The organism is Jeotgalibacillus proteolyticus (assembly GCF_002926065.1).
Classification (GTDB): Bacteria; Bacillota; Bacilli; order Bacillales; family Jeotgalibacillaceae; genus Jeotgalibacillus; species Jeotgalibacillus proteolyticus.
Map to the genome: position 1 here is coordinate 377,949 of NZ_PREZ01000002.1, position 24,917 is coordinate 402,865.

Below are 24,917 nucleotides of genomic sequence, written 5' to 3' on the forward strand. Positions count from 1 at the left end.
CCTTAAGCGTTGATTTTGCCAATCACAACTTTCGTGTATGGTTGACGGTGACCCAGCTTACGATGTTGGTTTTTCTTTGGCTTGTATTTGAAAACAGTGATCTTTTTAGCGCGACCCTGTTTTTCAACAGTACCAGTAACAGTAGCTCCAGCCACTAATGGGCTTCCTACTTTAACGTCACTTCCACCAACAAATAATACTTTATCAAATGTTACTTCTTCACCAGCCTCGAAGTTTAGCTTTTCGATATAAACCTCTTGACCTTCAACAACTTTGATTTGCTTTCCGCCAGTTTCAATAATTGCGTACATTCCTCTTGCACCTCCTCAAATCACTCAGACTCGCCATCTAACAGGTGACCGTAACGGTGCTTAGACCTGTAATGCGCGGTTGTAGCACGGGTGCTACAAACAGTAACATATGAATGTTATCACAATTGAATCTTCAGTGTCAATGCAATTCTTTTATCCTTACGTTAATTTATTAATTCGATAAACAGGATAAGGAGATTCAATTATATTCCATACTATTTTAAACCCAAACAGTTTGGCGATATCTTTAGAAAAAGAGCCCTCCGCTCCATTAAAAGCTGACATTACATCACTTGAAGCCTCGACTTCGATAAAATTGAGAATTTCCCTTCTCTTTTCATACAGTTCCCTTTCCAATTCAAATGCAAGCGAAGCCGGTGAAAGAACGGTTCCTTTCCCTTCACAAACTTGGCATTGTATGGTTTTTATTTCTTCGTAAGAAGGCCTTGTTTTTTTTCTGGTCAGCTGAAATAGGCATAGTTCCGTAAAACCAATGACTTCAATATGCTTATGGTCCTTGGCTGCTCTGTTTTGAATTGTTTTTGTTAGAGCTCTTTGATCCTCTTCTATCATATTGATAAAGTCGATAATAATAATGCCGCTGATATCTCTTAATTGGAGCTGCCTCATTACTTCCAAAGCTGCCCTTTCATTCACTTTTTTCACCGTCTGCCTGTTGTCTGCTGATTTTGCCATTTTACCTGAATTCACATCAATAACCGTCAAGGCTTCAGTATGCTCAATGACAATCGATATTCCTCCGTCAATCCAAACGATTTTTTTTCGGTTGGACTCCTCAGCCAGCCCCGCACCGTTCGTATCAAAGACATTTTCGTCTCCAGTAACTAGTTCGCTTGACCACGAGAGATCAGGTTTTGACATAAGAAATTGATTCACATAGTCCAGCGTATCGTTATGGTCAATTAACATTGTGCCTGCCTGTTCCTTTAGCAGAACCTGTTCGACTGATACCAGAAAGGACGTGCGAGACAAAATAGGATAAACAGAGGATTCATTTCTTTGAAACATTGTTTTCCAGTTTTCAACCACTGTTCTCAGTCTGCTGAGTTCCTTTTCCAGTTCATCCTTTGTAAGCTGGTATGCCTCTGTACGGATAAGCAGCCCTTCTGTCTCTTCAAGTAGGCTTTTACTCCAGGTAATCAGTTCTTTTCTGCTTGCCGCATCTTCTATTTTCTTTGAAATAGTGACGATTTTACCAAAAGGAAAGTAAACAAGAGCACTTCCAGCACATTCAACTGAGCAGGTGACTACCGCTCCTTTTAGATCAGATTCGTCCTTTGTTACCTGCAACATAATTCGCTGTCCCTGATGAAGGACAGACTGGATCAAATCTGAATTCGTTGCCCACGGGATATTTTTTAATGGAAGATAACCGTTTCTTCCTTTATCAAAGGAAACAAAAGCAGCATTTAATGAAGGCTTAATCGTTTCAACTACTCCGCTATATACGTTACCCACCTTAGAATCCCGGTCAGGCTGATGTACCTCAAAACGCTTAATTTTATTTCCTTCAAGCAGCGCCCATCTTTTTTCCCGTTCTCTTGCATTAATTAAAAGCTTCTTTTCCACAGTGATGTTCTCCTTCTGATTCACGTTCTGATTGATTAAGTATACCATGATTATTTTTGAAGCAGGAAGGAGACCGGCTGAGTGATTAGTCCGTTTTTAAAATAATGCTCTATACAAGAAAGATCGGGTACCATTCCAACCGTATCAGCATAATCCTTTATAATAATTACATCTCTTTGTCCTTTTTTTAGCGAGTGAAGAATATGACTTATGGGCGATTGCTTTTGAACGGTTATCATTCGTGGAACTCCTTTATTAGGAGCATGTTTATTTAGCCTCTCTAGCCAAAATTGCCGCTCAAGCATGTGTCTATGCCTCCATTGAACCAAACATGCTGTAAAGACGTAAAGGAGCACAATCATTAATTGAAGATTAAACAGAAAAAGAAAAATGCTTGCCCAGAGAGACAGTAGTAAGCCTGCCATACTTATAATCAGACTTTGCTTTACAGCTTGTCTGAAAGGAGAAATTTTAGCAAGCAATAAAAACATAAGGCGTCCTCCGTCAAGAGGCCATACCGGAAGTAAATTAAAGCATAGCAGCTGAAAATTCAGCTGCATAAATTCAGTATAGTAGCTCCAGTCCTGTAAAAAGAAAAACCCTGCTGCCCCCAGCCAGACATGCTGAAGCGGTCCTGATAAAACAACGACAACCTCTTCCCCCAAAGGGCGGTCTAAAATTCCCTCTACCTCAAGCTTCCCCCCAAAAGGAAGCAGGGTAATTGATTTCACTTTCCATTTGAACCAAAAAGCTGCAGCCGCGTGACCGCATTCATGAATTATGACAAGTAGTATAAGGATGAAAAAAGAGATAAACTGGCCGGTTAGAAAGGATGCAGCAGCCAGCAGCCAGGTTAGCGGATGCACAGAGACCAGCCAGTTGGAATCAGTTTTCATTTTCAAGAAATAGGGATGATGGATCTAAAAAACCCTCACTATCTTTTACAGAAAATTTAATGCCATCATTGCTTGCTGCCTGTCCGATCATCTGACCTTTTTGCACCGGATCAAATGGCCGCAGAACTGCCGGCGTGATTGATTCATAGATGGTTTGCCGGTCATCGGCATGCTGAATAATTACTGTATCCTCATTTTGCTTTTTGCCTACGAATAGAACAATCCCGCTTTCAGTTGCATAAATACTTTCACCCTTGATGGCTGCTATAACGAGCTGATCCCCTTGTTTGGACATGGCTGAATCTGTAAAAGAAGATACCGGCGCTGCATAAAGAAAATCGGACGTATAAAGAGCCGCCTCCGAGCTTGTCCCTTCATATCCTATATAATGGCCCCATTTTTCCTGCATGGAAGCAAAAGAAAAGGTCTTTCCGGCAAGGGACTTGATTGGGGCACTTATTTCTTTTGGAAAGGATGCGGGATGATCCTGCACCCATAAACAAGCAGCGACAATGATAACCGAAACAATCGCCTTAACCAGAATCTTATTAATAGCCCAGTAGGATTGATCCCCCGATAAAGAAACTGCTTCTTTTACACCCTCCGGCGGGCTTTTCTGCAGTTTCTTCCTAGCTCTGCTTTTTCTTCTTTCGGCTGCCTGATGCTTTAAAAGCGATGGATGCCTCATATATTCTCCGCTCCCTTTTCCATAGGTTGTCCTTCTACCTACCATATGGTCATGAAGTCTAAAATATGAAAAACCGGCTACCTGAAAGATAGCCGGAGAGAGGATAACAATTATTTTTTCGACATAAACCCAAACAACTTTTGAAAGAAGGTTTTCTTTTCTTCTGTTAAAGACATAAGAGGAATTGATTCCCCTAAAATCCGTTTAGCAATATTACGGTAGGCAAGCGCCGCTTTATTATCAGGATTCATCGCAATTGGCTCACCTTTATTAGAAGCTGTAATAACCTGATCATCGTCCACTACAATCCCCAAAAGATCGATGGACAGGTGAGTAGTAATCTCATCGATATCAAGCATATCCCCCGACTCCATTAAATGATTGCGAATCCGGTTAATAACGAGCATAGGAGGATCGATCTCGGCCTGTTCAAGGAGTCCTACAATTCTATCGGCATCTCTCACTGCTGACCGTTCAGGGGTTGTAACAACAATCGCTTTATTCGCTCCTGCTATGGCATTTTTGTATCCCTGCTCAATTCCTGCAGGACAGTCGATTAATATATAGTCATAATCCTGCTTGAGCTGCTCGACAAGCTCTTTCATCTGCTCAGGATCAACTGCGGTTTTATCACTTGTCTGGGCTGCAGGCAGCAGGTAAAGCAAATCGTCAAACCGCTTATCCTTAACCAGTGCCTGATGCACCTTACAGCGCCCCTCTATTACATCAACCAAATCATAGATAATTCTGTTTTCAAGCCCAAGTACCACATCCAGATTTCTCAGGCCGATATCTGTATCAATTAGGCAAACTCTCTTCCCCTGCATGGCAATAGCAGTTCCGAGGTTTGCTGTAGTAGTTGTTTTTCCTACCCCGCCTTTTCCGGAGGTAATAACGATTGCATCGCCCATTTTAAATTCCCCCTCTATAATTCGTGATATCCGGTCTGACATTCCGTAAAACTTGAAGGCGGTCTACCACGATTTGTTCTGTCTCATCTATGTAGGCGCATTCCATTTCATGAGACTCCTGCTCATTTACATCAAGATCCGGCGCACGGTTCAGGAGGCTTGAGATCCGCAGCTGGGACGGAATCATTTGAGAAGCAACAATAACAGCATCTTCATTACCGTAGCAGCCTGCATGAGCTACACCCTTCAATGTACCGAGAATATAAATATTTCCGCCGGCTCTAATCATCCCGCCCGGGTTTACATCCCCGATTAACAGGAAATCTCCCTCCACCTCTATCACCTGACCGGATCTGATAATGCCTGCTATGGAGGACATTTCACGCTGGCGAATTAATTGCTCTGCAAAATCGATGGTAATGACATTACTATGAATTTCACCCACGACAAGACTTTTTTGGCTCTTAACAATTTCTTTTAATTCCTCTTGCTGTTCCTCACTAAGGTAACGGTTACCCGCTTCTATTTTAGCGGAGATCACATGCTGATCATCAGCTGCTTTATACTGAACCGATAATTTTTCAATCAATTCCTCTTTTAGCACCTCATACCCGCATTGGTCGTCCAATTTAAGGATAAAGCCATCTTTGGTTCCTTTTATCATTACATTTTGTCGATTACCCATCTTTTCACCTCAATACTCTCCCATTCACAATTCTTTATTCTTGATAATGCGTCTGTCTTAGATTGATCATCCATACTTTTAAGGGATAGGCAAGGAGTAGCAGAAACAAAGAATTAAAGAGCAGCGTAGAGTATAATCGCTGGGTGAGAAATGTTGAAAAATCCACTCCAGCCACACCAATTAATAGATTAAATTGATAAACTACCCACTCCAAGCCTGCAATTAAAACGATTCCTAGCAGCCCAATCACAATTAGATGCTGATGAATCAGCTTCAATACAGCTAAAGCAATATAAATTAATAACGGAAATAAGAACATATAAATGCCGATAATTCCAGTAAAGAATAAATCATACATAAACCCGAAAACAAACCCGAAAATATAAGCGGTACGTGGTTTATAGTAAATGCTTATAAGCAGGATAAACAAAAAGAGAAATCTGGGAACTAAAAACCGGGTGTCCCCGTATGCTTGAACCGGTGAAAATGTTGCAAAAATACTTTCACTGTAAAAGATGAAGATTCCCAGAAGCGGAAGAATAAAACGTGTCATTATTCAGCCTCCTCATCCTGAGAATCCTGTTCTATCTCACTTTGGCCTACAGCAGTCCGTTCAATTACCATCACATGCTCCAGATCATACAGACTGGAAGCCGGTTTAACATATGCGATTTGAGTAAGCCCATATTCATCTTGTGCAACCTCTGTTACTTCACCTATTAGCAGATCTTTTGGAAAAATCCCGCCAAGACCGGATGTAATTACCCTGGAGCCTTCCTGAACCTCCTGATCAAATGGAATTTTTCTGACCATCAGTTCTTCCCGCTCACGATCGAAGCCTTCAACCAGACCGAAAACATTAGACTCATCAGACTGGATCAGGGCAGAAACCCGGTTATTTGGATTTCTTGCACTTAACAATTCAATAGTGGAAGTGAATTGGCCGGTATCTTTGACCCTGCCGATCATTCCGCTTGCAGTTTGAACAGCCATATTGGTCTCTATACCATTTACCTGCCCTTTATCAATAATGATCGTCTCCTGCCATTGATCAGGATTCCTGGCAATTACCGTAGCATGGACTACATTAAAGTCTCTTAGATTCTCTTCAATACCGATGATTCCCCGTAGCTCTTCATTATCTCGCGTCAAATCTATAACCTCAGTTTCAAGCTGAACGAGTTCTTCTAACCTCGCTTTTAACGTTTGATTTTCTGAATACGTATTAGTCAGATCCTGAACATTTTCAACTAGTCCCTGAACGTAGCCTGCAGGCTTAGAAGCAATGTTCTGTCCAAAACCGACAATATCTTTTACAAACTGTTCAGGCCAGGAAATATTTTCACGCTCACGGAGAGAAAACCCTATTAATGCCACCAGCAGGATAATACTGACCAGCAGCACAATGAGCCTTTTATTCATAAAAAATGGGGGCATGTCTTTTTACACCTCAATCAATTTTAACGCACTTATTTTTGCTTTTTAAAGTAATCAATATTGTCCAGTGCTTTTCCTGTTCCAATCGCTACACAATCGAGAGGTTCTTCCGCAATATGCACAGGCATAGCTGTTTCTCTCGTAATAATCTGATCTAATTCACGCAGGAGAGCTCCTCCTCCGGTAAGTACGATTCCGCGGTCCATAATATCAGCAGAAAGCTCCGGAGGAGTCATCTCCAGGGTGCTTTTCACTGAATTTATAATCGACGTTACCGTGTCTGATAACGCTTTTGTTATCTCAGTCTCAGAAATTTTAATGGTTTTTGGGAGCCCTGTTAAAAGGTCACGGCCCCGGATTTCCATATCTCTCGGTTCCTCTGAGACAATGGCAGATCCGATTTCAATTTTAATCATTTCAGCAGTCCGTTCACCAATCATTAAATTATATTGTTTACGGATGTAGGAGATAATAGCATCATCCATTTCGTCGCCTGCTACCCGGATCGATTCACTTGTCACAATACCGCCAAGTGAAATGACAGCCACTTCGGTAGTTCCGCCTCCGATGTCAACAACCATGCTTCCCGTTGGCTCCCATACCGGCAAATTCGCTCCGATCGCAGCAGCAAATGGCTCTTCTATAGGAAATGCGTCTCTCGCTCCTGCCTGGCGGGCTGCATCAATGACAGCTCTCCGTTCAACTGATGTGATTCCGGATGGTACACATACCATCACATATGGTTTTCTTGAAAAAGACCCGCTATTTTTTAACGCCTGATTCATGTAATACTTCATCATTGTGGAAGTTGTTTCAAAATCTGCAATTACTCCATCCTTCATCGGACGCAGCGCTACAATATTACCCGGTGTTCTCCCAATCATGTTGCGGGCTTCATTTCCAACTGCCACTATATCCTTGTTATCCTGTCTTAATGCTACAACTGAAGGCTCTCTTACAACAATTCCTTTGCCTTTTATGTATACAAGTGTATTTGCTGTTCCTAAGTCAATCCCTATATCTTTTGATCCAAACATGGAGTATCTCCCTTTCTAATTCCGCGGCTAAGAGGTGCTCGTCCTAATCTAGCACTCTTGCAAAAACCATAGCTTTTATTATAGCCTACCAGGTTTTAAAATAACAGAGTTACATGTACCCTTTTTCCTTCAGACTCACATATTTCCTGTCACCTATTATTAAATGATCAAGCACTTCAATCCCGATCATTCTCCCGCATTCTACAAGCCTGCGGGTTACATCTATATCTTCCTTTGATGGAGCCGGATCACCGCTCGGATGATTATGCGCGCATACAATAGAGGCCGCTGAGCGTCTGAACGCTTCTTTAAAAACCTCCCTCGGATGAACAATGGAGGAATTTAAGCTGCCAATAAAAATTGTTTTCTGATGAATAACCTGATTTTTAGTATTTAAATAAAGGCAAACAAAGTGTTCCTGTTGAAGAAAACGCATATCATTCATTAAAAAATTTGCTCCATCTTCAGGAGAGCGGATAGAAAAACGTTCTTCAAAAGTAAGATTTGAAATCCGTCTGCCCAGTTCCACTGCAGCCATCATCAGAACAGCCTTTGCTTCACCAATTCCTCTGATTTCCATAATCTCTTCTAATGAAGCCTCTTTTAATAGACGCAGACCTTCAAATTGATGTAACACTTTATTTGAAAGATTTAATACAGATTCGTGTTTTGAGCCTGTCCGGAGCAGGATAGCAATCAGCTCCTGATTTGACAGGCTCCGTGCACCATGATTTTTTAAGCGTTCACGAGGTCGGTCTTCTTCTACAACATCTCTGATCATTAATACGGATTGCGGCTTAACAACCAACTAAATTCCTCCTTCTTGCGGAGGAAGCGGTAAATGTCTAATCCGGCAGAAAATCTCTAAGCTCCCTGTTAAGGCGTGAAATTGGAAGGCCCATTACAGCATAGTAATCTCCAACGATTTGCTTAACAAATAATGAGCCACCGCTTTGAATTCCGTACCCGCCTGCTTTGTCATACGGGTCAGAAGTTTTTACGTATGCCTGTATCTCTTCTTCTGAAAGCGGCCAAAACGTAACTTCTACTTGTTCAGCAAAGGTTTTTATACGTTCCGGGGAAATTATTGATACAGCAGTCCATACGGAGTGAGTACTGCCAGACAGCTCTTTTAGCATACTGACCGCTTCCTCTTCATTTTTAGGTTTTCCAAGAATTTTGCTGCCTGCAACAATAGTATCTGAGCCAATCACGATCGATTGCGGAAACTGTTTTGCAACTTCGACGGCTTTGCCTTTTGCAAGCTTTGTTACAACGGTGCATGGATCATCCGATGGGGAAAAGGTTTCTTCAAAGGGACTAGGGTAGATGGTAAAAGGGAGATTTAAATAGGAGAGTAGTTCTTTTCTTCTTGGGGATGCTGAAGCTAAAATGATGTCTTTCATTTGGATGGCACCTCTAACTGTAGATTTAGATGGGAGATATACTTATTGTAGCATACCCCCCCATAACTTCCCATGATTCTACATGTTTTTTTGCGGGAGCTCCCACAGCTCTTCCACAACATGCAGGACAGCACGGTCCAGCTCTGTTTTTTTCGTTTCTTTAAGTGCAGCCAATTCTTTTATAGATGTGTAGAAAGGAGTAAGCACTTCGCTGTCAGGCGGTGATGCAACGAGATTCTCCCCTGCTTGCTGATCAATACTTCCGTTAAGCAATATTTCGGTAAAAGCTACTGCAGAGTGCAGCCATTTACTGTCATTGTCACTTAATTCAAGCTCCCCACCCGGCCTAACTACCTGTTTTACATACAACTCCGCATCCTGCTGGTATAGAGAAGCAATCTCCTGGGCCGATTTTTCATCAGACGCTGCCCCTACCCACAAAGCAGTGAATTCTTCATAAGGTGTTTGAATTACAGGCATATTAGCCTCAATTTCTTTTAAGGAGGTTTCAGCGGAAGCCGCTTCTTTAAATACACCGGCCTGCACCACCCACAAAGACTGTTCAGGAACCACTGCGGCTGAGGTGCTGCCAGGTGTGTTTTGCTCAGCAGGCTGCTCTGCCTTTTCTGTTAAAACCGGCTGACCGGCAAGTTCAGGGTCGATTACGGTAAATGCAAGTGATGCAAAAATAGTTGAAACAAACGCAGCAAAAAGAACAGGTCTCAATTTAATGACCCAGCCGCGGATCGAGTGCATACCTTTGTGAACCTTTTTTTTCGTGATAACTGGAAAATGAATAATGGCATTTTGAGCTGGCTGCGCTGTTTGTTTCTCCTCTTTTTCTTGATTGTTTTGTATAGGCCCCACAAATGCTCCCCCTTCAATGCGTTTGTTCAACAGCCTATCATGTGCAGCACAAAAAAGAACAAGACTCCTGTCGTCCTGTTCCGGAAAAAAACTGACATGATTCGATTAGGTAAACAATAAACGAATATACAGGTCTATCAGCTCGTAACCCCAAAAGTATGCAGCAATCGAGCCTGCAGCAATTGATGGTCCAAAAGGAATTTGATCTTTTCGATTTTTCCCTTTTAGCATCAACCCAATTAAACCTGCAGCAGTGCCGATCAAAGTAGCCAGGAAAAAAGACAGCAATGTCAGCTTTACTCCAAGCACCAGTCCAATGACTGCGTAAAGCTTAATATCTCCTCCACCCATTCCGCCTTTTGATAGTATCGCTATAAAAAATAACAGAAAAAAACCTGCAGCAGAACCCGCTGGTGCATCCCACCAGGGGTTTAAAGGTTCGACGGTTCTAATCACAATCAAAAATGCTCCGAATAATAGCAGGATTTTATCCGGAATGATCATATAAACCAGATCTGTAACTGTAATGATAATTAGCAGTGAACTAAAAACTAAAGCGGCTGCCAGCTCTGCTGAAAAGCCAAAATGCCAATAGGAGTATACAAAAAGCAATCCTGCCAAGAGTTCAATACCGGGATAAAGCGGTGAAATCGTTTTTCTACATTTCCTGCACTTGCCTTTGAGAAAAAGATAGGAAAGCACGGGAATCAGTTCAAACCATCCTAATTTATGCCGGCATGCCGGACAGCTGGATCCGGGGGTAAGAAGTGATTTATTTTCAGGAACCCTCAGACCAACTACATTATAAAAAGAGCCAAGGATAGTACCATAAAGAAAGAATAAAATGGAATAAAAATCCATACGTATGCTGCACTCCTTACAGAACAAAGTTTCCATATTGCAAGTAAACCGGGTCTCACTGATCCGTTTATAAAGTCTTTACTGTTTTATGCCTGCAGCCACTCTGTTTCTTCCGGCTCTCTTCGCACCGATATAAAGTGCACGATCAGCACTTCTTATTAAATTCTTAGCATTATCAGTGTCCTCAGGAGCTGTCGATACTCCAATACTGACCGTTAACTTCACTAAAATGCTTTCTCTTTTACTCGTTAAGTCATGACTCGTTCTAAATTCCGTTTCTTCAATGGTTTTTCTAATTTTCTCAGCCAGCTTGACGGAGTCTTCTTTGGTTAAATCCGCCAGGAGAATAACAAACTCTTCCCCTCCGTACCGGGCAACAACCCCTTTATCTTCTACCTTTTCTCTCAGCACGTCTGCTATTGAACAAAGAAGATCATTCCCGCTTTGATGACCATATGTATCATTTACGCGTTTGAAATAATCGATATCAACCAGGATTAAGGAAAGCTGGTCAAGTGCGCCGTTCTTTAGCCTGCTAAACTCCAGATCAAGCTTTTCCTGAAAATACCGGTAATTATAGAGGCCGGTCAAAGCACAGCGTTCACTTTTAACAATGGTATTCTGATAGCTTTTTGCATTCTGAATTGCCACAGCAAAATACGAGCATAGAAGATCAATAATGGGTAAATGGTGAGGCTTATAGGCATATTTTTTTCTCGAAGCAACCAGCAATACTGCAACAATTTCGTTGTTTCGCCGGATCGGAAGGGAAAGAACACTTTCAATATCCCGGGGCATATATCCTTCAGCTGTTTCTAGCCATTCCGATTTTTTGTGATAAAGCCTGGAGGTCCGCTCACCCCATACCGTCCCGCTAATCCCCTCTCCTTTTGAAACAGGGGGGAGGCTACTCAGCTCTATGCGTCCATTTTCAAATCTGCGAAGCAAAATTAGTCTTTCATTTACAACATCCACATCCAGAATATATGCGTAATCAATCGGGAGAAATGCAGTCAGTTTTTTAACAAATAAATCCAGCACTTCGTTTTCTTTAAGCTGTGCCGCGAGCTGATGGCCAATTTCTCCTGCCCGGGCAAGGTCTGCATTCACCTTTTCTGACGTATTATAGAGCCTTAAAACAAGTGCAACAGTAAGAAATGGAGCTCCCAGGTAAAAAATAGCCATTACCCCGATCCTGTCAAGAAGATAAAAAAGTGCAAGACCATAAGGAAGGCTTAGAGTAGTCGATACATAGTCCAAAATAACATCTTTAGATATAAATCGAGACCTGTTTTTCATAAGTGCAGTAAAACCATATAGGAATAAATGATTCAGCACATTGTGAATTAAAATATAGAGAGCTGATCCCAGAAAAATGACCAGAACCGAATCCTCAGTAACTGAAATATTTAATGCGTAGAAGGCTTCAGCTGCAGCAATACTGATGATCATCATCATGGCAGAGTTTACGGCATATCTGTAAAGGGTGTGGCGATTGATCGCCGAACGGATCAATAGCGGGATTAATACGATCTGCATAAGTAAAACCTCAAAAAACATACCATAAGTTAAAAATGCCGTAAGATTAACCCAATATAAAAGAAAAATGGTCGAATCGTTAACTTTAAAGGGAAGGAAGGCACTGATTATTCCAATAATGACCAATGCCAGAGGTACCCACCAGGAAGTAATTTCTATAGGATCTGCCTGATAGGAGTAGTAAAGACCTGCCGGGAAAACCATAATCCATACCAGCCAAAATACCCATCTTACTTTTATAGAAACCCCTTCCATGCACTACCATCTCCGATTTAATGAGTTAAAAGTCTCATTTTAATCATAATATTACCAAATGGATCCCCTAAAGTCACTTCTTTTTTCATATTTTAAAATTTTCTTTATTTTTTCATGAACCGACGACAAATAATAGAGCGACCCTGTAACTACGTAAAGATCGTCATCTGAGTTCTCAATCGCCTTCCGGATCCAGCTTCCTGCATCAATTTCATATTTATTCGGATGACTGCTTAACTCCGCTAACTTTTGAGCTGCTGCTGCCCGCGGCATATCAAATGTATCAAATGCCATTGAATCAGCTCTATTATCCAGCATACCTATCATTTTAGAAAGATCCTTATCTCCGACTGCTGCAAACAAAAAATGCACACTTTTTTTCTGATACTTTTGATCAATGGTTTTTATCAGCGCTTCAATTCCTTCTTTATTATGCGCTCCGTCCATCATCACCAATGGGAGGTCTGATAAAATTTCCGTTCTGCCCGGCCAATACGTTTTCTTTATTCCATTTAGCATCTCTTCCTGCGAAACCGCTATTATTAATTGCCGGGAAAGGAACCTGGTAACAAAAAGAGCCAGAGAAGCATTTTCAATTTGATGCTCGCCGGTCATCCCCATTGATATCTTCAGCATTCCCTCCTGATCACTGTAGTTAAAACGTTCCCCTGATGATCCGGATTCCTCTGCTTTTGACCAAAAATCTTTGCCGTAACTATATAAAGGTGCATTTTTTTGGGCTGCCGTCTCTTCGATCACCGTCCTTGCCTCATCATTTTTAATATTTATCACGACAGGAACTCCCGGTTTAATAATCCCCGCTTTTTCTGCAGCAATCTCACGATAAGTCTCTCCAAGTATGGCCATATGGTCAAGGCCGATTGATGTAATAATGGAGCAGACAGGCGTAATAACGTTGGTCGAGTCAAAGCGTCCTCCTAAACCTACTTCCACAAGGACCACATCAACGGGGCGGACGGATCCAAAATACAAAAACATCATGGCTGTAATGACTTCGAATTCTGTTGGTCCGCCAAGGCTGCTACTTTCCAATTCATCAGCTAGAGGCTCAATCTGTTGTGTTAAATGAAGCCAGTCTTCATTAGAAACCGGTTTTCCATTAACAGCTATCCGTTCATTAAAGGTTTCAAAATAGGGCGATGTAAAGGTTCCTACTACGGCTCCCGAACTTTGAAGGATTGAACGTAAATACGCCACAGTCGATCCTTTTCCATTTGTTCCGCCAATATGAATGGCATTTATTTTGTTCTGAGGATTCTCAAGCTTATCAAGCATCCATTCCATCCTTGTAAGACCAGGCTTAATTCCAAGCCGCAGTCGGCTGTGGATCCAATCAATGGCTTCATTGTATGTGTCGATCAAATTGAAAACGTCCTTTCTTTTAATTATAGATGCAGAAAACAAGTGAATAAGGAAGCTGCAGTCAAATTCACCTGTTTAATAGAAAGAAGCGAGCGGATAGTTGTCCGCCCGCTTACCTGCAAATGAAAAGTTTAAATATTTTTCAGTTCTTCTATTCGGGATAGTACAGCGCCATGTTTTGCTTCATAATCCTGTTTTTTTGTTTTTTCTTCATCAACGACTGATTGAGGCGCTTTGCTGACAAAGCGTTCATTACCCAATTTATTATTTACTCGCTCCACTTCCTTTGTCCATTTTGCGAGTTCTTTTTCTAAACGGGCAATTTCTTCTTTGAGATTAATTAACCCTTCAAGTGGCAGATAAAGCTCAGCCCCGGTTACAACCGCGGACATGGCTTTTTCAGGGGCCTGAACTGCTGTGCCGATCTCCAGTGTTTCAGGGTGACAGAAGCGATCCAGATAAGCTTCATTTTTTTGCAGCTGGTTCAGAACCTTTTCGTTGCCTGCTTTAATGATCAGTTTAACCGGTTTGCTCATTGGAGTATTAACCTCAGCACGGATAATTCGAACTGAACGAATTATTTCAATCAAACGCTTCATCTCTTCTTCTGCATCACGGTCTGTCAGCTCGTGCTTGACCTTAGGCCATGCTGCTGTTGTAATAGACTGCCCCTGATGAGGGAGGTTCTGCCAAATTTCTTCTGTAATAAATGGCATAAAAGGATGCAGCAAACGCATTGTCTGATCAAGTACATATGCAAGAATGGAACGGGTTGTTTTTTTCGCGTCATCGTTGTCCCCGTTCAATGGAAGCTTCGCCATCTCAATATACCAGTTACAGAAATCATCCCAGATAAAGTTATAAAGGGTTCTTCCTACTTCCCCGAATTCATACCGATCAGCCAGGCTAGTTACATTTTCGATCGTATCGTTTAATCTTGTTAAAATCCATTTATCAGCAGTAGATTTTTCTCCGGATAAATCTATTTCATCATACGTAAGTCCATCCATGTTCATTAGGGCAAAACGGGAGGCATTCCATATTTTATTGGCGAAATTCCACACAGACTCAACCTTTTCCATCGAGAATCGAAGATCCTGGCCAGGCGAAGAGCCGGTGGATAGGAAATAACGCAGGGAGTCTGCTCCATATTGTTCAATAACATCCATTGGATCTACACCATTGCCTAAAGACTTGGACATTTTCCTGCCTTCTGCATCCCTAACAAGTCCATGAATTAGAACATCTTTAAACGGGCGGCTGCCAGTGAATTCGATTCCCTGAAAAATCATTCGTGATACCCAGAAAAAGATAATATCATATCCTGTTACAAGTGCAGCAGTAGGATAATAACGCTTAAAATCTTCAGCTTCCGTATCCGGCCAGCCCATGGTTGAAAACGGCCATAAAGCAGATGAAAACCAGGTATCCAGCACGTCATTATCCTGCGTCCAGTTTTCCCTGTCTTCCGGTGCTTCCAAACCTACATAGATTTCTCCTGTGTCCTTATGGTACCAGGCTGGAATGCGGTGTCCCCACCAAAGCTGACGCGAGATGCACCAGTCCCGGATGTTTTCCATCCAGCGCATATAGGTTTGTTCAAAACGGCCAGGAACGAATGAAACCTTGTCGTCACCCTTTTGCAGGTTTACTGCCTGCTCTGCTAACGGCTGCATATTTACGAACCATTGCGTGGAGAGGTAAGGTTCTACTACTGCACCGCTGCGCTCAGAATGTCCCACTGAGTGAGAATGCTCTTCAATATTAAAAAGGACTTCCTGTTCCTGAAGGTCTTTAACAATTTGTTTCCGGCAGTCAAAACGGTCCATCCCTGCATACTTGCCTGCATTTTTGTTCATCGTGCCGTCTTCATTCATGACAAGAACCCGCTCAAGGTTGTGACGGTTGCCGATTTCAAAATCATTTGGATCGTGGGCAGGCGTAATTTTGACTGCACCCGATCCAAATTCCATATCCACATAATCATCTGCTACAATTGTAATTTCACGGCCGATAATCGGCAATGTAACCTTTTTCCCGATTAAATGCTTATATCGCTCATCCTCCGGGTGAACCGCCACAGCTGTATCTCCAAGCATCGTTTCAGGACGGGTCGTAGCAATTTCAATATGCCCGCTGCCATCCGTTAATGGATAGCGCAAATGATAAAAAGCACCCTGAACATCCTTGTGGATTACCTCAATATCAGATAATGCCGTTTTTGTAGCCGGGTCCCAGTTGATAATATACTCACCGCGATAAATTAACCCTTTTTCATATAGGGTGACAAAAACTTTTTGTACCGCTTCTGAAAGTCCTTCATCAAGGGTGAAGCGTTCTCGTGAGTAATCAAGTCCAAGACCGAGCTTCGACCATTGTTCGCGAATATGTGAAGCATACTCTTCTTTCCAATTCCATGTTTCTTCTACAAAAGCCTCGCGTCCAAGGTCATAGCGTGACTTGCCCTGCTCCTTAAGCTTCTGCTCAACCTTAGCCTGTGTAGCAATACCTGCATGATCCATTCCAGGCAGCCAAAGAACATCATATCCCTGCATACGCTTCATACGGGTTAAAATATCCTGAAGAGTCGTATCCCAGGCATGGCCGAGGTGAAGCCTCCCAGTTACGTTTGGCGGCGGGATAACAATTGTATACGGCTCTTTTTCCTTCTCACTTTTTGCTTCAAATACCTTCTCCGCAAGCCACCAGTCATATCTTCCCTTTTCAATGGATTTCGGATCGTATTTTGTTGACATAGAAAGTTCGTTTGTATCCATGTTTTTTTCCTCCTTAAAAGGCTTAAAAATTTCAGTATTGCTTTTATTAAATGAAAATAAAAAAACTCCTCTCGCCTATAAAAGGACGAAAGGAGCGAATTCGCGGTACCACCTTTTTACACAGCTGCGTATAGGCAGTTGTGCTCTCAATTCCACTAACGGTGTTTAGCCGGCTTATAACTACTGAGGAGGGTTCCCGTTCATCAAAGCTGCTCATGGGGGACTTCTGCGGATTCAATTCTGGAAGCTCTCTCAGCTAATAAGCTTCTTCTCTGAAGAACAAGTGACCGCGTACTCTTCCCAATCAATGCATCATATATTTATTCCTATAGTAGCGGATGAGTTGATGGTAGTCAATATTTAATCTTATTTCGTGCTGACGTTTTTACCGTTCGGGCATATACTATAAAACGATTACGTCCTTGGAAGGAAGTGAAACGAATGGCTAAACGAATGTTTCCTAAGCCCATGCCGCCCTGGTGGAAAAAGTGCAGGACTACATGTCAAACACTGATCATTCCTTTTTGCTGCTTTCAAACGGTAAGACTTATATTATTACCGACAACCTTTGATGTGCTTCTGCTTGGAATTCTGATCGGGATTGCTTGTATCCTTTACTTTGAATGGATCTGAATTGTTTATGGAATCCAGACAAGTGTTCCTTTTTCAAATGGGGCCCTGGATTCAAGCTGGTTCGCTTTCATTAACGAAACCATTGAAACGCCATAGCGCTCAGCAACCATTTCAGGGGTTTCATCCTGCTGGGCAATATAAATTTTCAAAGTGGTCATTTCTTCTTCAAGAGACGATACAAAGCTCATTAATGCCTGATCGTCATTTTGATATTCTTCTTCATGTCCTTTTGATTCATGCTCATCATAGCGGGCGGTTTCATTTTGCGGTTCCTCTTGTGGAGTCGCTCTTATCTCATTTTCAGGGACAAGCTCTGATTGTACAGCCGCGATGACCTCATGGGCCGTCTGCTTGAGATCAACATTCTCTTCCTTCACGGCTTCAGCCTGATCACCATCACCATTATCCACTGTCTCCTGATTTGGAACGAACGAAACAAACTTTTCATCCAAGTCAAATTCCAGCGTATCTTCAGCAGGCATAGTTCCATTCCAGCCGTTAAAGGGATTTGGGAGAAGCCGAATTGGAAGCTCATGAATCTCTTCTCTTTCTTCCTCTGCTGACTTGTCCTCTACAGGCTCCGTTTTTTCTTCGACGAACTCAGCAGCAGGAGGCCTTGGCTCTGCTTTTGCTACACCATCCACAACAATATCTGCCTGAATGCTTAATAAACGTTCATCTTTTAATTCGTAATCAATATGTTCAATATAAACATCAAGCTGATGAACATTGGCTACTCTTGAGGAAGAAACATTGACCGTAATAGGAAAATAATGCTCAAATTCCAGCTGCTCGTCCTGCATCTGATTAATAACCTGAATACGGTCATAGCCTGCATACGCATTTTCATCAAATCTTGAGTCACTTGTTGCCGTACCTTCTCCAGCTAAATATAGTGATCCTTCGATTAACACATGATCGGCATGCTCAGTAATGGATACACTAGGTTCAAATGAAAGTGATCTGATTTCCTTTAACCCGATGTTTCCATCCAGTACAATTGATTCGCTTAACGTAAGAGGCATTTGGTTATTTTTCATCGTTTCCTCCCTCATTTCTCCTTTTACAAAACTCCTACTCTTGCTATATATGCAAAACTAAGCAGGAATAGTACATCAGGAAGAGGGAGCAAGCTTCTTTTTAAGAAGATATACGGTAAGGGGGGCTGCTGCAAACAAAATAAAAAAGATACGGAATAGATGAAAGCTGGTCACTGTCGAGACATCTGCTCCAACTGTGTATGCAGTGATGGCCATTTCTGCCACGCCGCCCGGTGCAGCACTTAAAAACATATCGAGTAAGGGAAACGAGAAAAGGGCATTAAGACCAAACGAAATCCCTATGCAAAAAGCGATGAGCGCAAGATTAATACCAATGACGATCAGCAAAGGTTTTGCAGCAAGCAGCGTCTTCAGTCCTTTCATTTGCAATCCCAAATGTGCTCCAAGCATTACCTGAGCTGCAGCCACCGGAATATCAGGCAGTAAAAACGGCTCCGCCGTTATCACGTTAAAGCCTGCTACACATAAAAGGGGCGAGAGCATAAAGGGTATGGGGAACTTAAATTGTCTCATGATCAGTAAAATAAATAGTATGGCAAAAGCGAGTAATAAATAAGATACCGGGTCGTGCATCAGACCGGCACTACGCTGACCAATTCCCTCACCTGTGCCTGCAGAAGGAATAAAATGCGTGACGAGAAAAGGAACTACCGTAATAACCAGTAAGATGCGAATTGTCTGCATCAGAGCTACTGCTGACGGCTCGGCTCCTTTGACCTCTTCACTAAGAAGAACCATCTGGGAAAGTCCTCCCGGAAAGCAGCCAAGCAGGGCGGTTTCATAATGATAATCGGTTAATTTCGAAAGAGCCAACGCTGAGAAACACGTAAATCCCACTACCGCTAAGGTTATCACCAGCATAAGGGGGAGATTAAGAACCATTAACCCTATGGCTTCAGAGGTAAAAGAGGTTCCCATTTGAATACCGATGACCAAAAGCCCTATATTCCGAAGCCACGAAGGCCAGTAAAAGGGTAAAGCTGTAGTATTTTTCAGGACCATCATAATAAACAAGGGTCCTAAAAGCCATGGTAAAAAAATTCCAGCTAAATAAAAAAGCCATCCCGCTGCTCCAGAGACGAAGGCGGTGATGGCAATCCACTTCCATTCATTCATTGACGTCCACCTTCTTCTGTTAAATAGTATAGCAAAAAAATAGCCTCCAGCTTTTAGGAGACTATTTTTATCTTATTTAGATTTAATTGCTTTAAAGGAAGCTTCAACAGCGGTGAGGGTTTTTTCCACATCTTCCTCTGTATGTGCAGAAGATAGGAACCAGCCCTCAAATTGAGACGGCGGTAAAAACACACCATTATCCGCCATGTGAGCATAAAATTCAGCAAACAGCTTTAAATCAGAGGATTTTGCCTGATCAAAATTTGTTACTTTTTCATTAGTGAAGAAAAAGCCAAGCATTGACCCCGCGCGATTAACACTGTGAGGAATGTCATATTGCTTTGCAAGATCCGTAAAGCCCTCTTCTAATCTGTTGCCCAGTTTAACAAAATACTCATAGGATTCAGGTGTCAGCCGGGAAAGAGTCTCATACCCTGCTGTCATAGCCAGAGGATTACCGGATAATGTACCTGCCTGATAGATCGGTCCTGTCGGCGCAATTTGATCCATAATTTCCTTGCGGCCGCCAAAAGCTCCCACCGGCAAACCACCTCCGATTACTTTCCCAAGGCAGGTCAAATCAGGCGTTACGCCAAGATGACCTTGGGCGCAGTTATATCCTACGCGAAACCCTGTCATAACTTCATCAAAAATCAGCAATGAATCATGATCAGCTGTAAGGCTGCGCAGCTTTTCTAAAAATCCTTCCACAGGGGGCACTACACCCATATTCCCAGCAACCGGCTCAACAATAACTGCCGCTATATCACTACCAAATTCATCAAATACATATTGAATGGACTCAAAGTCATTATAAGGAACAGTTATCGTGTTTTTTGCTACACTTTCCGGTACACCAGGGCTGTCCGGAAGCCCAAGTGTTGCTACACCGGAACCTGCTTTGATCAGGAGACTGTCCCCATGACCATGGTAACATCCCTCAAATTTCACGATCTTATCTCTGCCGGTAAAACCTCGAGCCAGACGCAGTGCACTCATCGTCGCTTCTGTACCGGAAGAGACCATTCTGACTTTCTCGATAGATGGCACGCGGTCAATAACGAGATTGGCAAGTTTGTTTTCAAGAGTCGTCGGCGCTCCAAAGCTTGTTCCACCAGCTGCAGCTTCTTGAATAGCTTTTACAACCTCTTCTTGTGCATGACCTAGAATTAATGGCCCCCAGGAAAGAACGTAGTCAATATACTCATTGCCATCAATATCATAAATTTTGGATCCTTTTCCTTTTTCCATAAAAATAGGATCCATATTGACTGATTTAAAGGCGCGAACCGGACTATTTACGCCACCTGGCATCAATTTCTCAGCTTCTGCAAATGCTTCCTTGGATTGTTGATAAGATCGCATAAAATTACCTCCTGAAATCGTTTAGTTTGTCAGCCACTTCGCTGCGTCTTTGGCATGATAAGTGATGATAAGATCTGCTCCGGCACGCTTCATGCTTACCAGCTTTTCCATCACAATTTCCTTTTCATTAACCCAGCCGTTTTGAGCAGCAGCTTTAATCATTGAATATTCACCGCTGACATTATAAGCAACTAACGGAAGAGGAAAACGATCTTTTACATCTCTCATAATATCGAGATAGGAAAGGGCGGGCTTGACGATTAAAAAGTCTGCACCTTCATTCACATCACTTTCAGCTTCTCGAAGAGCCTCCATTCGATTAGCAGGGTCCATCTGATAAGTCTTCCTGTCTCCAAACTGCGGAGAACTGTGAGCTGCATCACGGAATGGGCCGTAAAAGCTTGAAGAATATTTAACGGCATAGCTCATGATGGGAATATCATGATATCCTGCTTCATCAAGACCATAACGGATGGCTGCTACAAATCCATCCATCATATTTGAAGGAGCAATGATATCCGCTCCCGCTTTTGCCTGACTTACTGCTGTTCGTGCTAATAAATCAAGTGTAGGGTCATTTAGCACTTTGCCGTCTTCAATCACTCCGCAATGGCCATGATCCGTATACTGACAAAGACAGGTGTCTGCGATAATGACAAGCTCCGGAACTTCCGCTTTAATCAGTCTTGTAGCTTCCTGCACAATACCATGATCATGGTAGGCCTGTTTGCCGAGAGGATCTTTTTCTTTTGGAACACCAAATAAGATAATCGATTTTATTCCAAGACTTACGATTTCCTTGATTTCTTCAAGTACGCCATCAAGCGAGACGTGAAATACACCCGGCATGGAAGAAACCTCGCTGCGGATATTTTCCCCCTCTACTACAAATAGCGGATAGATTAAATCTTCTTTATGAAGCCGGGTTTCACGTACCAATGCACGCATCGAGTCAGACGAGCGCAGGCGGCGGTGCCGGTCAAACTGTAAATCTTTCATTTAAAGCCCCTCCCGGTATGTTTAATATAGCTTATTATTTCCTTTAGCATCTCTTCCATTGTATAGGTTTGCGGTTCGATATCAACACGAAGACCCACTCGTTTCAGCTCCTCTGTTGTGGTTGGACCTATGCTTGCAAGCGGCCATTTGCCATCAAGCAGATGCTGATAGACTTCAGGGTTTCCCCGTGCGATTTCATTAAAATTCCTTACAGCAGAGGGGCTTGCAAAAACAGCGATGTCAAATTCGTTTCTTTCAAACGCCTGCAGAAGCCTTTCTTTGCTTTGGTCAGGATTAAAGGTCTTATAAATCACCCATTTGTCACACTCTGCACCATGTGCACTAAACGCTTTTACAAGTAAATCCCTTGCTAAATTACCTTGAGGAAAAAGGATACGTTCTCCTCTTATTTTTTTAAAGGGGAACTCCTTTATAAAATCAGCCGCCCTGAAGCTTTCAGGACAAAAGGAAACAGTAAACCCTTCCTCTTCAATCAGGTTGGCTGTTTTCTTTCCAATTACAGCAATTTTCATTTTATGCAGATTCCATAGCAGACCTTTATCTTTTAGAAGCTTAAGTGTGTAGCTGACGCCTCTTCTGCTTGTAAATACGATCCAGTTATACATGGATAAAGAGCTTAGAATGTCTACTTCATTATAGCTTTTGATCGGATGCGTCTCAATCATAGGGATTAACAATGCTTTTCCCTTATAGCTTTCAATCAATTCTTTATCCTTACATGCTGCTTCATAAGGTCTTGTAATTAAAATGCTATGATTGTTCAGGGAATAAGACATTTTTACTGACCTTCTTGTTCAGCTTTAACCTGGTCAATCAGCGCTTTTGCCCCTTGTTCAGTTAATATCGCAGCAGCCTCAACTCCCACTTTAACAGGGTCTTTTCCTGTAACAACTTCTTTGTAAACTGTTTGACCGTCAGGGGAAGCGACAAGTGCAGTTAACGAAACATTCTCTCCGTCAAGCTTAGCAAAGCCGGCAATCGGAATCTGGCAGCCTCCTTCCATTTTATGAAGGAAAGCACGCTCAGCTAATACAGTAACCTCTGTTTCCGGGTCAGTAAATTGATCCAGCAGCAAGCGCAGCTCCGCATCGTTTTCTCGGCATTCAATCGATAGTGCTCCCTGCCCGATTGCTGGAAGACACACGGACGGCTCTAAAAATTCAGAAACAATATCCTCAGACCATCCCATTCTGGATAATCCGGCTGCTGCGAGAATAATGGCATCAAAGTTTTCAGTTTTCAGCTTATTTAAACGTGTATCAATATTGCCTCTAATCCACTGGATTTTAAGGTCTGGCCGGTTCATTAATATCTGGGCGCTTCTTCTGAGGCTGCTCGTGCCAATAATCGCGCCTGCCGGAAGCTCATCAAGTTTTTTTCCGCCTTCAGAAATTAGGGCGTCCCGGGCATCTTCCCTTACAGGGATACTTCCTATTGTTAAGCCCGAAGGAAGTTCAGCCGGCATATCCTTCATGCTGTGAACTGCCATATCAATTTCTCCGTCAAGCATTGCCTGCTCAATTTCTTTTACAAAAAGACCTTTTCCGCCAACCTTTGAAAGCATGACGTTTTGAATTTGATCTCCTTTTGTAACAATCTCTTTTATTTTAAATTCTGTGGAAGGATCAATTGATTTTAGCTGCTCAATTACCCATCTCGTTTGTGTCATTGCTAATTTACTTCTGCGTGAACCCACGATTATTTTTCTCATCGGTTTTCCTCCTATGTATATCGCTTTGATCTTTGTTATTTATGAGCTTTAATTCCCAGATGCAGGCCTTGAGTCATAAGTCACGATGTCCCAGTGAACAAAGGGCGTCCACTTGGCCACCGTGCCTTATGCTAGTCGGGGCTGAACGAGCGCCTTTCGCTTTTACTCTATCCAGCTCCAACGGGCAGCTCCTCGGATCGTAAGCCACTCAGCCATTCAGGCAAAAAGCGCCTGATTGGCTGATTGTCTTACGTCTGTCGGAGCTAAACGCCCGTTTCCGCTTTTACTTTATCCAGCTCCAGCAGGCAGGGGCTCGAGTCATAAGCTACCCTGCCCAGTAGGCAAAAAGCGCCTACTAGTGCAGGGTGGCTTATGCTTGTCGCCCCTTAACGCCTGTTTCCGCTTTACTCTATCCAGCTCCAGCAGGCAGGGGCTCGAGTCATAAGTCATCCCGCCCAATAGGCAAAGAGCGCCTATGTGTGCGGGCTGCCTTATGCTTGTCGCCCCTTAACGCCTGTTTCCGCTTTTACATTACATATACCAAAAGTGGAAGGAGGACCATCTGCTGCCGAGGAGGAAGTTGATTAGGAGACAAAGGAATGCTGCTATATTCAGCATAGCCAAGGATTTCCCGGTCAATCCCTTTCCTGCTTTCATATATAAAAATACTCCGTAAATGGTGAGGATCAGGAATGACCCTACAATTTTCACGTCATACCAGATCATGTAAGGCAATGTGATGACGGCCCATTGAACTCCGAGGATCAAGCTGAGCAGGAGCATTGGAAAGCCTATCACATTTAAAATAAATGAACTTTTTTCAAGACGTGACAGGTCTGTAATTCTTTGAAGTTTCTGCCCCCACTTTTTTTGCTTCAGCAAACGGTATTGCAATACGTACAGCACTGAAAATACGACCGATAAGGAAAAAGCTGCATAGGACAGCAGGGCGATTGTAATATGAATGAGCAATAGTTCAGACATCAGACGCTCGGCTGCTGCATTTGTTGAAACCTGAATAGGTGCAAATGTATGGATGGCCATGAATATAAACCCAATTACATTGACAAAAAAAACGGTGAAGTCCACACGCATTAGACGATTAATCGCTAATGACAGTGTGACCAACACCCATGCATAAAAATAAATTCCCTCAAAAAGTGTTAACACAGGAAATCTGCCAGTTCTGGTCATATAGAAAAACAAAAAAACGGTCTGAAGAACCCAAACAATAGCTAAAAGCCAGAAGGCAAGTCTGTTAGCCTTCTGGTTTTTCTGTAAAAAATCCATAAAATACAACAGTACACTTACTGCGTAAAGGATAATCATTATCTCGTGCAAGCGGGTCATCGTTAGTTCAGTCATCTG

The 24,917-nt window shown here is 42.5% G+C and carries 24 protein-coding genes and 2 other annotated features; of the genes, 1 reads left to right on the forward strand and 23 read right to left on the reverse strand.

All coding sequences use genetic code 11. The annotated features are described in order from the left end of the window. Positions 1-2: 2 nt before the first annotated feature. From rplU to C4B60_RS05690, 16 genes are all read right to left on the reverse strand, one after another. Entirely contained in the window at positions 3-311 is a 309-nt protein-coding gene (gene rplU, locus C4B60_RS05615; protein WP_104057027.1) for a 50S ribosomal protein L21, read from the reverse strand. Between the two features lie 16 nt (positions 312-327). After that, positions 328-402 (reverse strand) — a sequence feature (ribosomal protein L21 leader region). 68 nt (positions 403-470) lie between these two features. Further along, complete coding sequence (locus C4B60_RS05620) at positions 471-1,901, reverse strand: ribonuclease E/G (protein ID WP_167578587.1); 1,431 nt, start codon at positions 1,899-1,901, stop codon at positions 471-473. 50 nt (positions 1,902-1,951) lie between these two features. Next, complete coding sequence (locus C4B60_RS05625) at positions 1,952-2,797, reverse strand: M50 family metallopeptidase (protein WP_104057029.1); 846 nt, start codon at positions 2,795-2,797, stop codon at positions 1,952-1,954. Further along, complete coding sequence (locus C4B60_RS05630; RefSeq protein ID WP_167578588.1) at positions 2,787-3,485, reverse strand: M23 family metallopeptidase; 699 nt, start codon at positions 3,483-3,485, stop codon at positions 2,787-2,789. The genes C4B60_RS05625 and C4B60_RS05630 overlap by 11 nt, the downstream gene beginning before the upstream one ends. Before the next feature lie 110 nt (positions 3,486-3,595). Then, positions 3,596-4,396, reverse strand: a complete 801-nt coding sequence (minD, locus tag C4B60_RS05635) for a septum site-determining protein MinD (protein WP_104057031.1) — start codon at positions 4,394-4,396, stop codon at positions 3,596-3,598. Between the two features lies 1 nt (position 4,397). Beyond that, positions 4,398-5,081 carry a septum site-determining protein MinC gene (minC, locus tag C4B60_RS05640; protein ID WP_104057032.1) on the reverse strand — a complete coding sequence of 228 codons (684 nt, stop codon included), beginning with the start codon at positions 5,079-5,081 and terminating at the stop codon, positions 4,398-4,400. Positions 5,082-5,115: 34 nt separating this feature from the next. Then, complete coding sequence (gene mreD, locus C4B60_RS05645; RefSeq protein ID WP_104057033.1) at positions 5,116-5,634, reverse strand: rod shape-determining protein MreD; 519 nt, start codon at positions 5,632-5,634, stop codon at positions 5,116-5,118. After that, a complete protein-coding gene (mreC, locus tag C4B60_RS05650) occupies positions 5,634-6,503 on the reverse strand; it encodes a rod shape-determining protein MreC (protein WP_342365028.1) in 870 nt (289 codons plus the stop codon). The genes mreD and mreC overlap by 1 nt, the downstream gene beginning before the upstream one ends. Before the next feature lie 47 nt (positions 6,504-6,550). Then, positions 6,551-7,555, reverse strand: a complete 1,005-nt coding sequence (locus C4B60_RS05655) for a rod shape-determining protein (protein ID WP_104057035.1) — start codon at positions 7,553-7,555, stop codon at positions 6,551-6,553. A 109-nt stretch (positions 7,556-7,664) separates the two neighbouring features. After that, positions 7,665-8,336, reverse strand: a complete 672-nt coding sequence (radC, locus tag C4B60_RS05660) for a RadC family protein (RefSeq protein WP_104057270.1) — start codon at positions 8,334-8,336, stop codon at positions 7,665-7,667. Positions 8,337-8,400: 64 nt separating this feature from the next. Further along, complete coding sequence (locus C4B60_RS05665) at positions 8,401-8,961, reverse strand: Maf family protein (RefSeq protein WP_104057036.1); 561 nt, start codon at positions 8,959-8,961, stop codon at positions 8,401-8,403. A 78-nt stretch (positions 8,962-9,039) separates the two neighbouring features. Beyond that, positions 9,040-9,828 carry a hypothetical protein gene (locus C4B60_RS05670; protein WP_104057037.1) on the reverse strand — a complete coding sequence of 263 codons (789 nt, stop codon included), beginning with the start codon at positions 9,826-9,828 and terminating at the stop codon, positions 9,040-9,042. 105 nt (positions 9,829-9,933) lie between these two features. Next, entirely contained in the window at positions 9,934-10,689 is a 756-nt protein-coding gene (locus tag C4B60_RS05675) for a prepilin peptidase (protein WP_104057038.1), read from the reverse strand. A 78-nt stretch (positions 10,690-10,767) separates the two neighbouring features. Then, positions 10,768-12,483 carry a GGDEF domain-containing protein gene (locus C4B60_RS05680; protein WP_104057039.1) on the reverse strand — a complete coding sequence of 572 codons (1,716 nt, stop codon included), beginning with the start codon at positions 12,481-12,483 and terminating at the stop codon, positions 10,768-10,770. 51 nt (positions 12,484-12,534) lie between these two features. Next, positions 12,535-13,866 carry a bifunctional folylpolyglutamate synthase/dihydrofolate synthase gene (locus C4B60_RS05685; RefSeq protein WP_104057040.1) on the reverse strand — a complete coding sequence of 444 codons (1,332 nt, stop codon included), beginning with the start codon at positions 13,864-13,866 and terminating at the stop codon, positions 12,535-12,537. Positions 13,867-13,997: 131 nt separating this feature from the next. After that, positions 13,998-16,643 (reverse strand): valine--tRNA ligase, encoded by a 2,646-nt coding sequence (locus tag C4B60_RS05690; RefSeq protein WP_104057041.1) that lies wholly within the window; start codon positions 16,641-16,643, stop codon positions 13,998-14,000. A 78-nt stretch (positions 16,644-16,721) separates the two neighbouring features. After that, positions 16,722-16,960, reverse strand: a binding site (T-box leader). Between the two features lie 124 nt (positions 16,961-17,084). On the opposite strand from C4B60_RS05690, the gene C4B60_RS05695 reads away from it, so the two are divergent. After that, entirely contained in the window at positions 17,085-17,276 is a 192-nt protein-coding gene (locus C4B60_RS05695; protein WP_104057042.1) for a hypothetical protein, read from the forward strand. A 5-nt stretch (positions 17,277-17,281) separates the two neighbouring features. Here C4B60_RS05695 and C4B60_RS05700 read toward each other — a convergent pair whose 3' ends face one another. The 7 genes from C4B60_RS05700 to C4B60_RS05730 all read right to left on the reverse strand — a co-directional run bounded on the left by C4B60_RS05700 (position 17,282) and on the right by C4B60_RS05730 (position 24,914). Further along, on the reverse strand, positions 17,282-18,316 hold the full coding sequence (locus C4B60_RS05700; RefSeq protein ID WP_104057043.1) for a hypothetical protein: 1,035 nt from the start codon (positions 18,314-18,316) through the stop codon (positions 17,282-17,284). A gap of 75 nt (positions 18,317-18,391) precedes the next feature. After that, the gene (locus tag C4B60_RS05705; protein ID WP_104057044.1) at positions 18,392-19,453 is read right to left on the reverse strand and encodes an AbrB family transcriptional regulator; all 1,062 of its coding nucleotides are present in this window, start codon (positions 19,451-19,453) and stop codon (positions 18,392-18,394) included. Positions 19,454-19,525: 72 nt separating this feature from the next. After that, a complete protein-coding gene (gene hemL / locus C4B60_RS05710; protein ID WP_104057045.1) occupies positions 19,526-20,818 on the reverse strand; it encodes a glutamate-1-semialdehyde 2,1-aminomutase in 1,293 nt (430 codons plus the stop codon). Positions 20,819-20,839: 21 nt separating this feature from the next. Next, positions 20,840-21,817, reverse strand: a complete 978-nt coding sequence (hemB, locus tag C4B60_RS05715) for a porphobilinogen synthase (RefSeq protein WP_104057046.1) — start codon at positions 21,815-21,817, stop codon at positions 20,840-20,842. After that, entirely contained in the window at positions 21,814-22,614 is an 801-nt protein-coding gene (locus C4B60_RS05720) for a uroporphyrinogen-III synthase (protein ID WP_104057047.1), read from the reverse strand. Before C4B60_RS05720 ends, hemB begins: the two co-directional genes overlap by 4 nt. A 2-nt stretch (positions 22,615-22,616) precedes the next feature. Then, positions 22,617-23,549, reverse strand: coding sequence for a hydroxymethylbilane synthase (gene hemC, locus C4B60_RS05725; RefSeq protein WP_104057048.1), 933 nt, complete (start codon positions 23,547-23,549; stop codon positions 22,617-22,619). A 531-nt stretch (positions 23,550-24,080) separates the two neighbouring features. Next, positions 24,081-24,914, reverse strand: a complete 834-nt coding sequence (locus C4B60_RS05730; protein WP_104057049.1) for a cytochrome C assembly family protein — start codon at positions 24,912-24,914, stop codon at positions 24,081-24,083. Positions 24,915-24,917 lie beyond the last annotated feature (3 nt).

Excerpts from the sequence above, each read along its gene's own strand:
- minC (WP_104057032.1), bottom strand. The coding sequence starts at position 5,081 with ATGGGTAATCGACAAAATGTAATGATAAAAGGAACCAAAGATGGCTTT.
- radC (WP_104057270.1), bottom strand. The coding sequence starts at position 8,336 with ATGATCAGAGATGTTGTAGAAGAAGACCGACCTCGTGAACGCTTAAAA.
- minD (WP_104057031.1), bottom strand. The coding sequence starts at position 4,396 with ATGGGCGATGCAATCGTTATTACCTCCGGAAAAGGCGGGGTAGGAAAA.
- C4B60_RS05625 (WP_104057029.1), bottom strand. The coding sequence starts at position 2,797 with ATGAAAACTGATTCCAACTGGCTGGTCTCTGTGCATCCGCTAACCTGG.
- hemC (WP_104057048.1), bottom strand. The coding sequence starts at position 23,549 with ATGAGAAAAATAATCGTGGGTTCACGCAGAAGTAAATTAGCAATGACA.
- rplU (WP_104057027.1), bottom strand. The coding sequence starts at position 311 with ATGTACGCAATTATTGAAACTGGCGGAAAGCAAATCAAAGTTGTTGAA.
- C4B60_RS05675 (WP_104057038.1), bottom strand. The coding sequence starts at position 10,689 with ATGGATTTTTATTCCATTTTATTCTTTCTTTATGGTACTATCCTTGGC.
- C4B60_RS05700 (WP_104057043.1), bottom strand. The coding sequence starts at position 18,316 with ATGAAAAATAACCAAATGCCTCTTACGTTAAGCGAATCAATTGTACTG.
- C4B60_RS05690 (WP_104057041.1), bottom strand. The coding sequence starts at position 16,643 with ATGGATACAAACGAACTTTCTATGTCAACAAAATACGATCCGAAATCC.
- mreC (WP_342365028.1), bottom strand. The coding sequence starts at position 6,503 with ATGAATAAAAGGCTCATTGTGCTGCTGGTCAGTATTATCCTGCTGGTG.
- hemB (WP_104057046.1), bottom strand. The coding sequence starts at position 21,817 with ATGAAAGATTTACAGTTTGACCGGCACCGCCGCCTGCGCTCGTCTGAC.
- C4B60_RS05680 (WP_104057039.1), bottom strand. The coding sequence starts at position 12,483 with ATGGAAGGGGTTTCTATAAAAGTAAGATGGGTATTTTGGCTGGTATGG.
- mreD (WP_104057033.1), bottom strand. The coding sequence starts at position 5,634 with ATGACACGTTTTATTCTTCCGCTTCTGGGAATCTTCATCTTTTACAGT.
- C4B60_RS05695 (WP_104057042.1), top strand. The coding sequence starts at position 17,085 with ATGGCTAAACGAATGTTTCCTAAGCCCATGCCGCCCTGGTGGAAAAAG.
- C4B60_RS05705 (WP_104057044.1), bottom strand. The coding sequence starts at position 19,453 with ATGAATGAATGGAAGTGGATTGCCATCACCGCCTTCGTCTCTGGAGCA.
- C4B60_RS05630 (WP_167578588.1), bottom strand. The coding sequence starts at position 3,485 with ATGAGGCATCCATCGCTTTTAAAGCATCAGGCAGCCGAAAGAAGAAAA.
- hemL (WP_104057045.1), bottom strand. The coding sequence starts at position 20,818 with ATGCGATCTTATCAACAATCCAAGGAAGCATTTGCAGAAGCTGAGAAA.
- C4B60_RS05720 (WP_104057047.1), bottom strand. The coding sequence starts at position 22,614 with ATGTCTTATTCCCTGAACAATCATAGCATTTTAATTACAAGACCTTAT.
- C4B60_RS05655 (WP_104057035.1), bottom strand. The coding sequence starts at position 7,555 with ATGTTTGGATCAAAAGATATAGGGATTGACTTAGGAACAGCAAATACA.
- C4B60_RS05665 (WP_104057036.1), bottom strand. The coding sequence starts at position 8,961 with ATGAAAGACATCATTTTAGCTTCAGCATCCCCAAGAAGAAAAGAACTA.
- C4B60_RS05730 (WP_104057049.1), bottom strand. The coding sequence starts at position 24,914 with ATGACTGAACTAACGATGACCCGCTTGCACGAGATAATGATTATCCTT.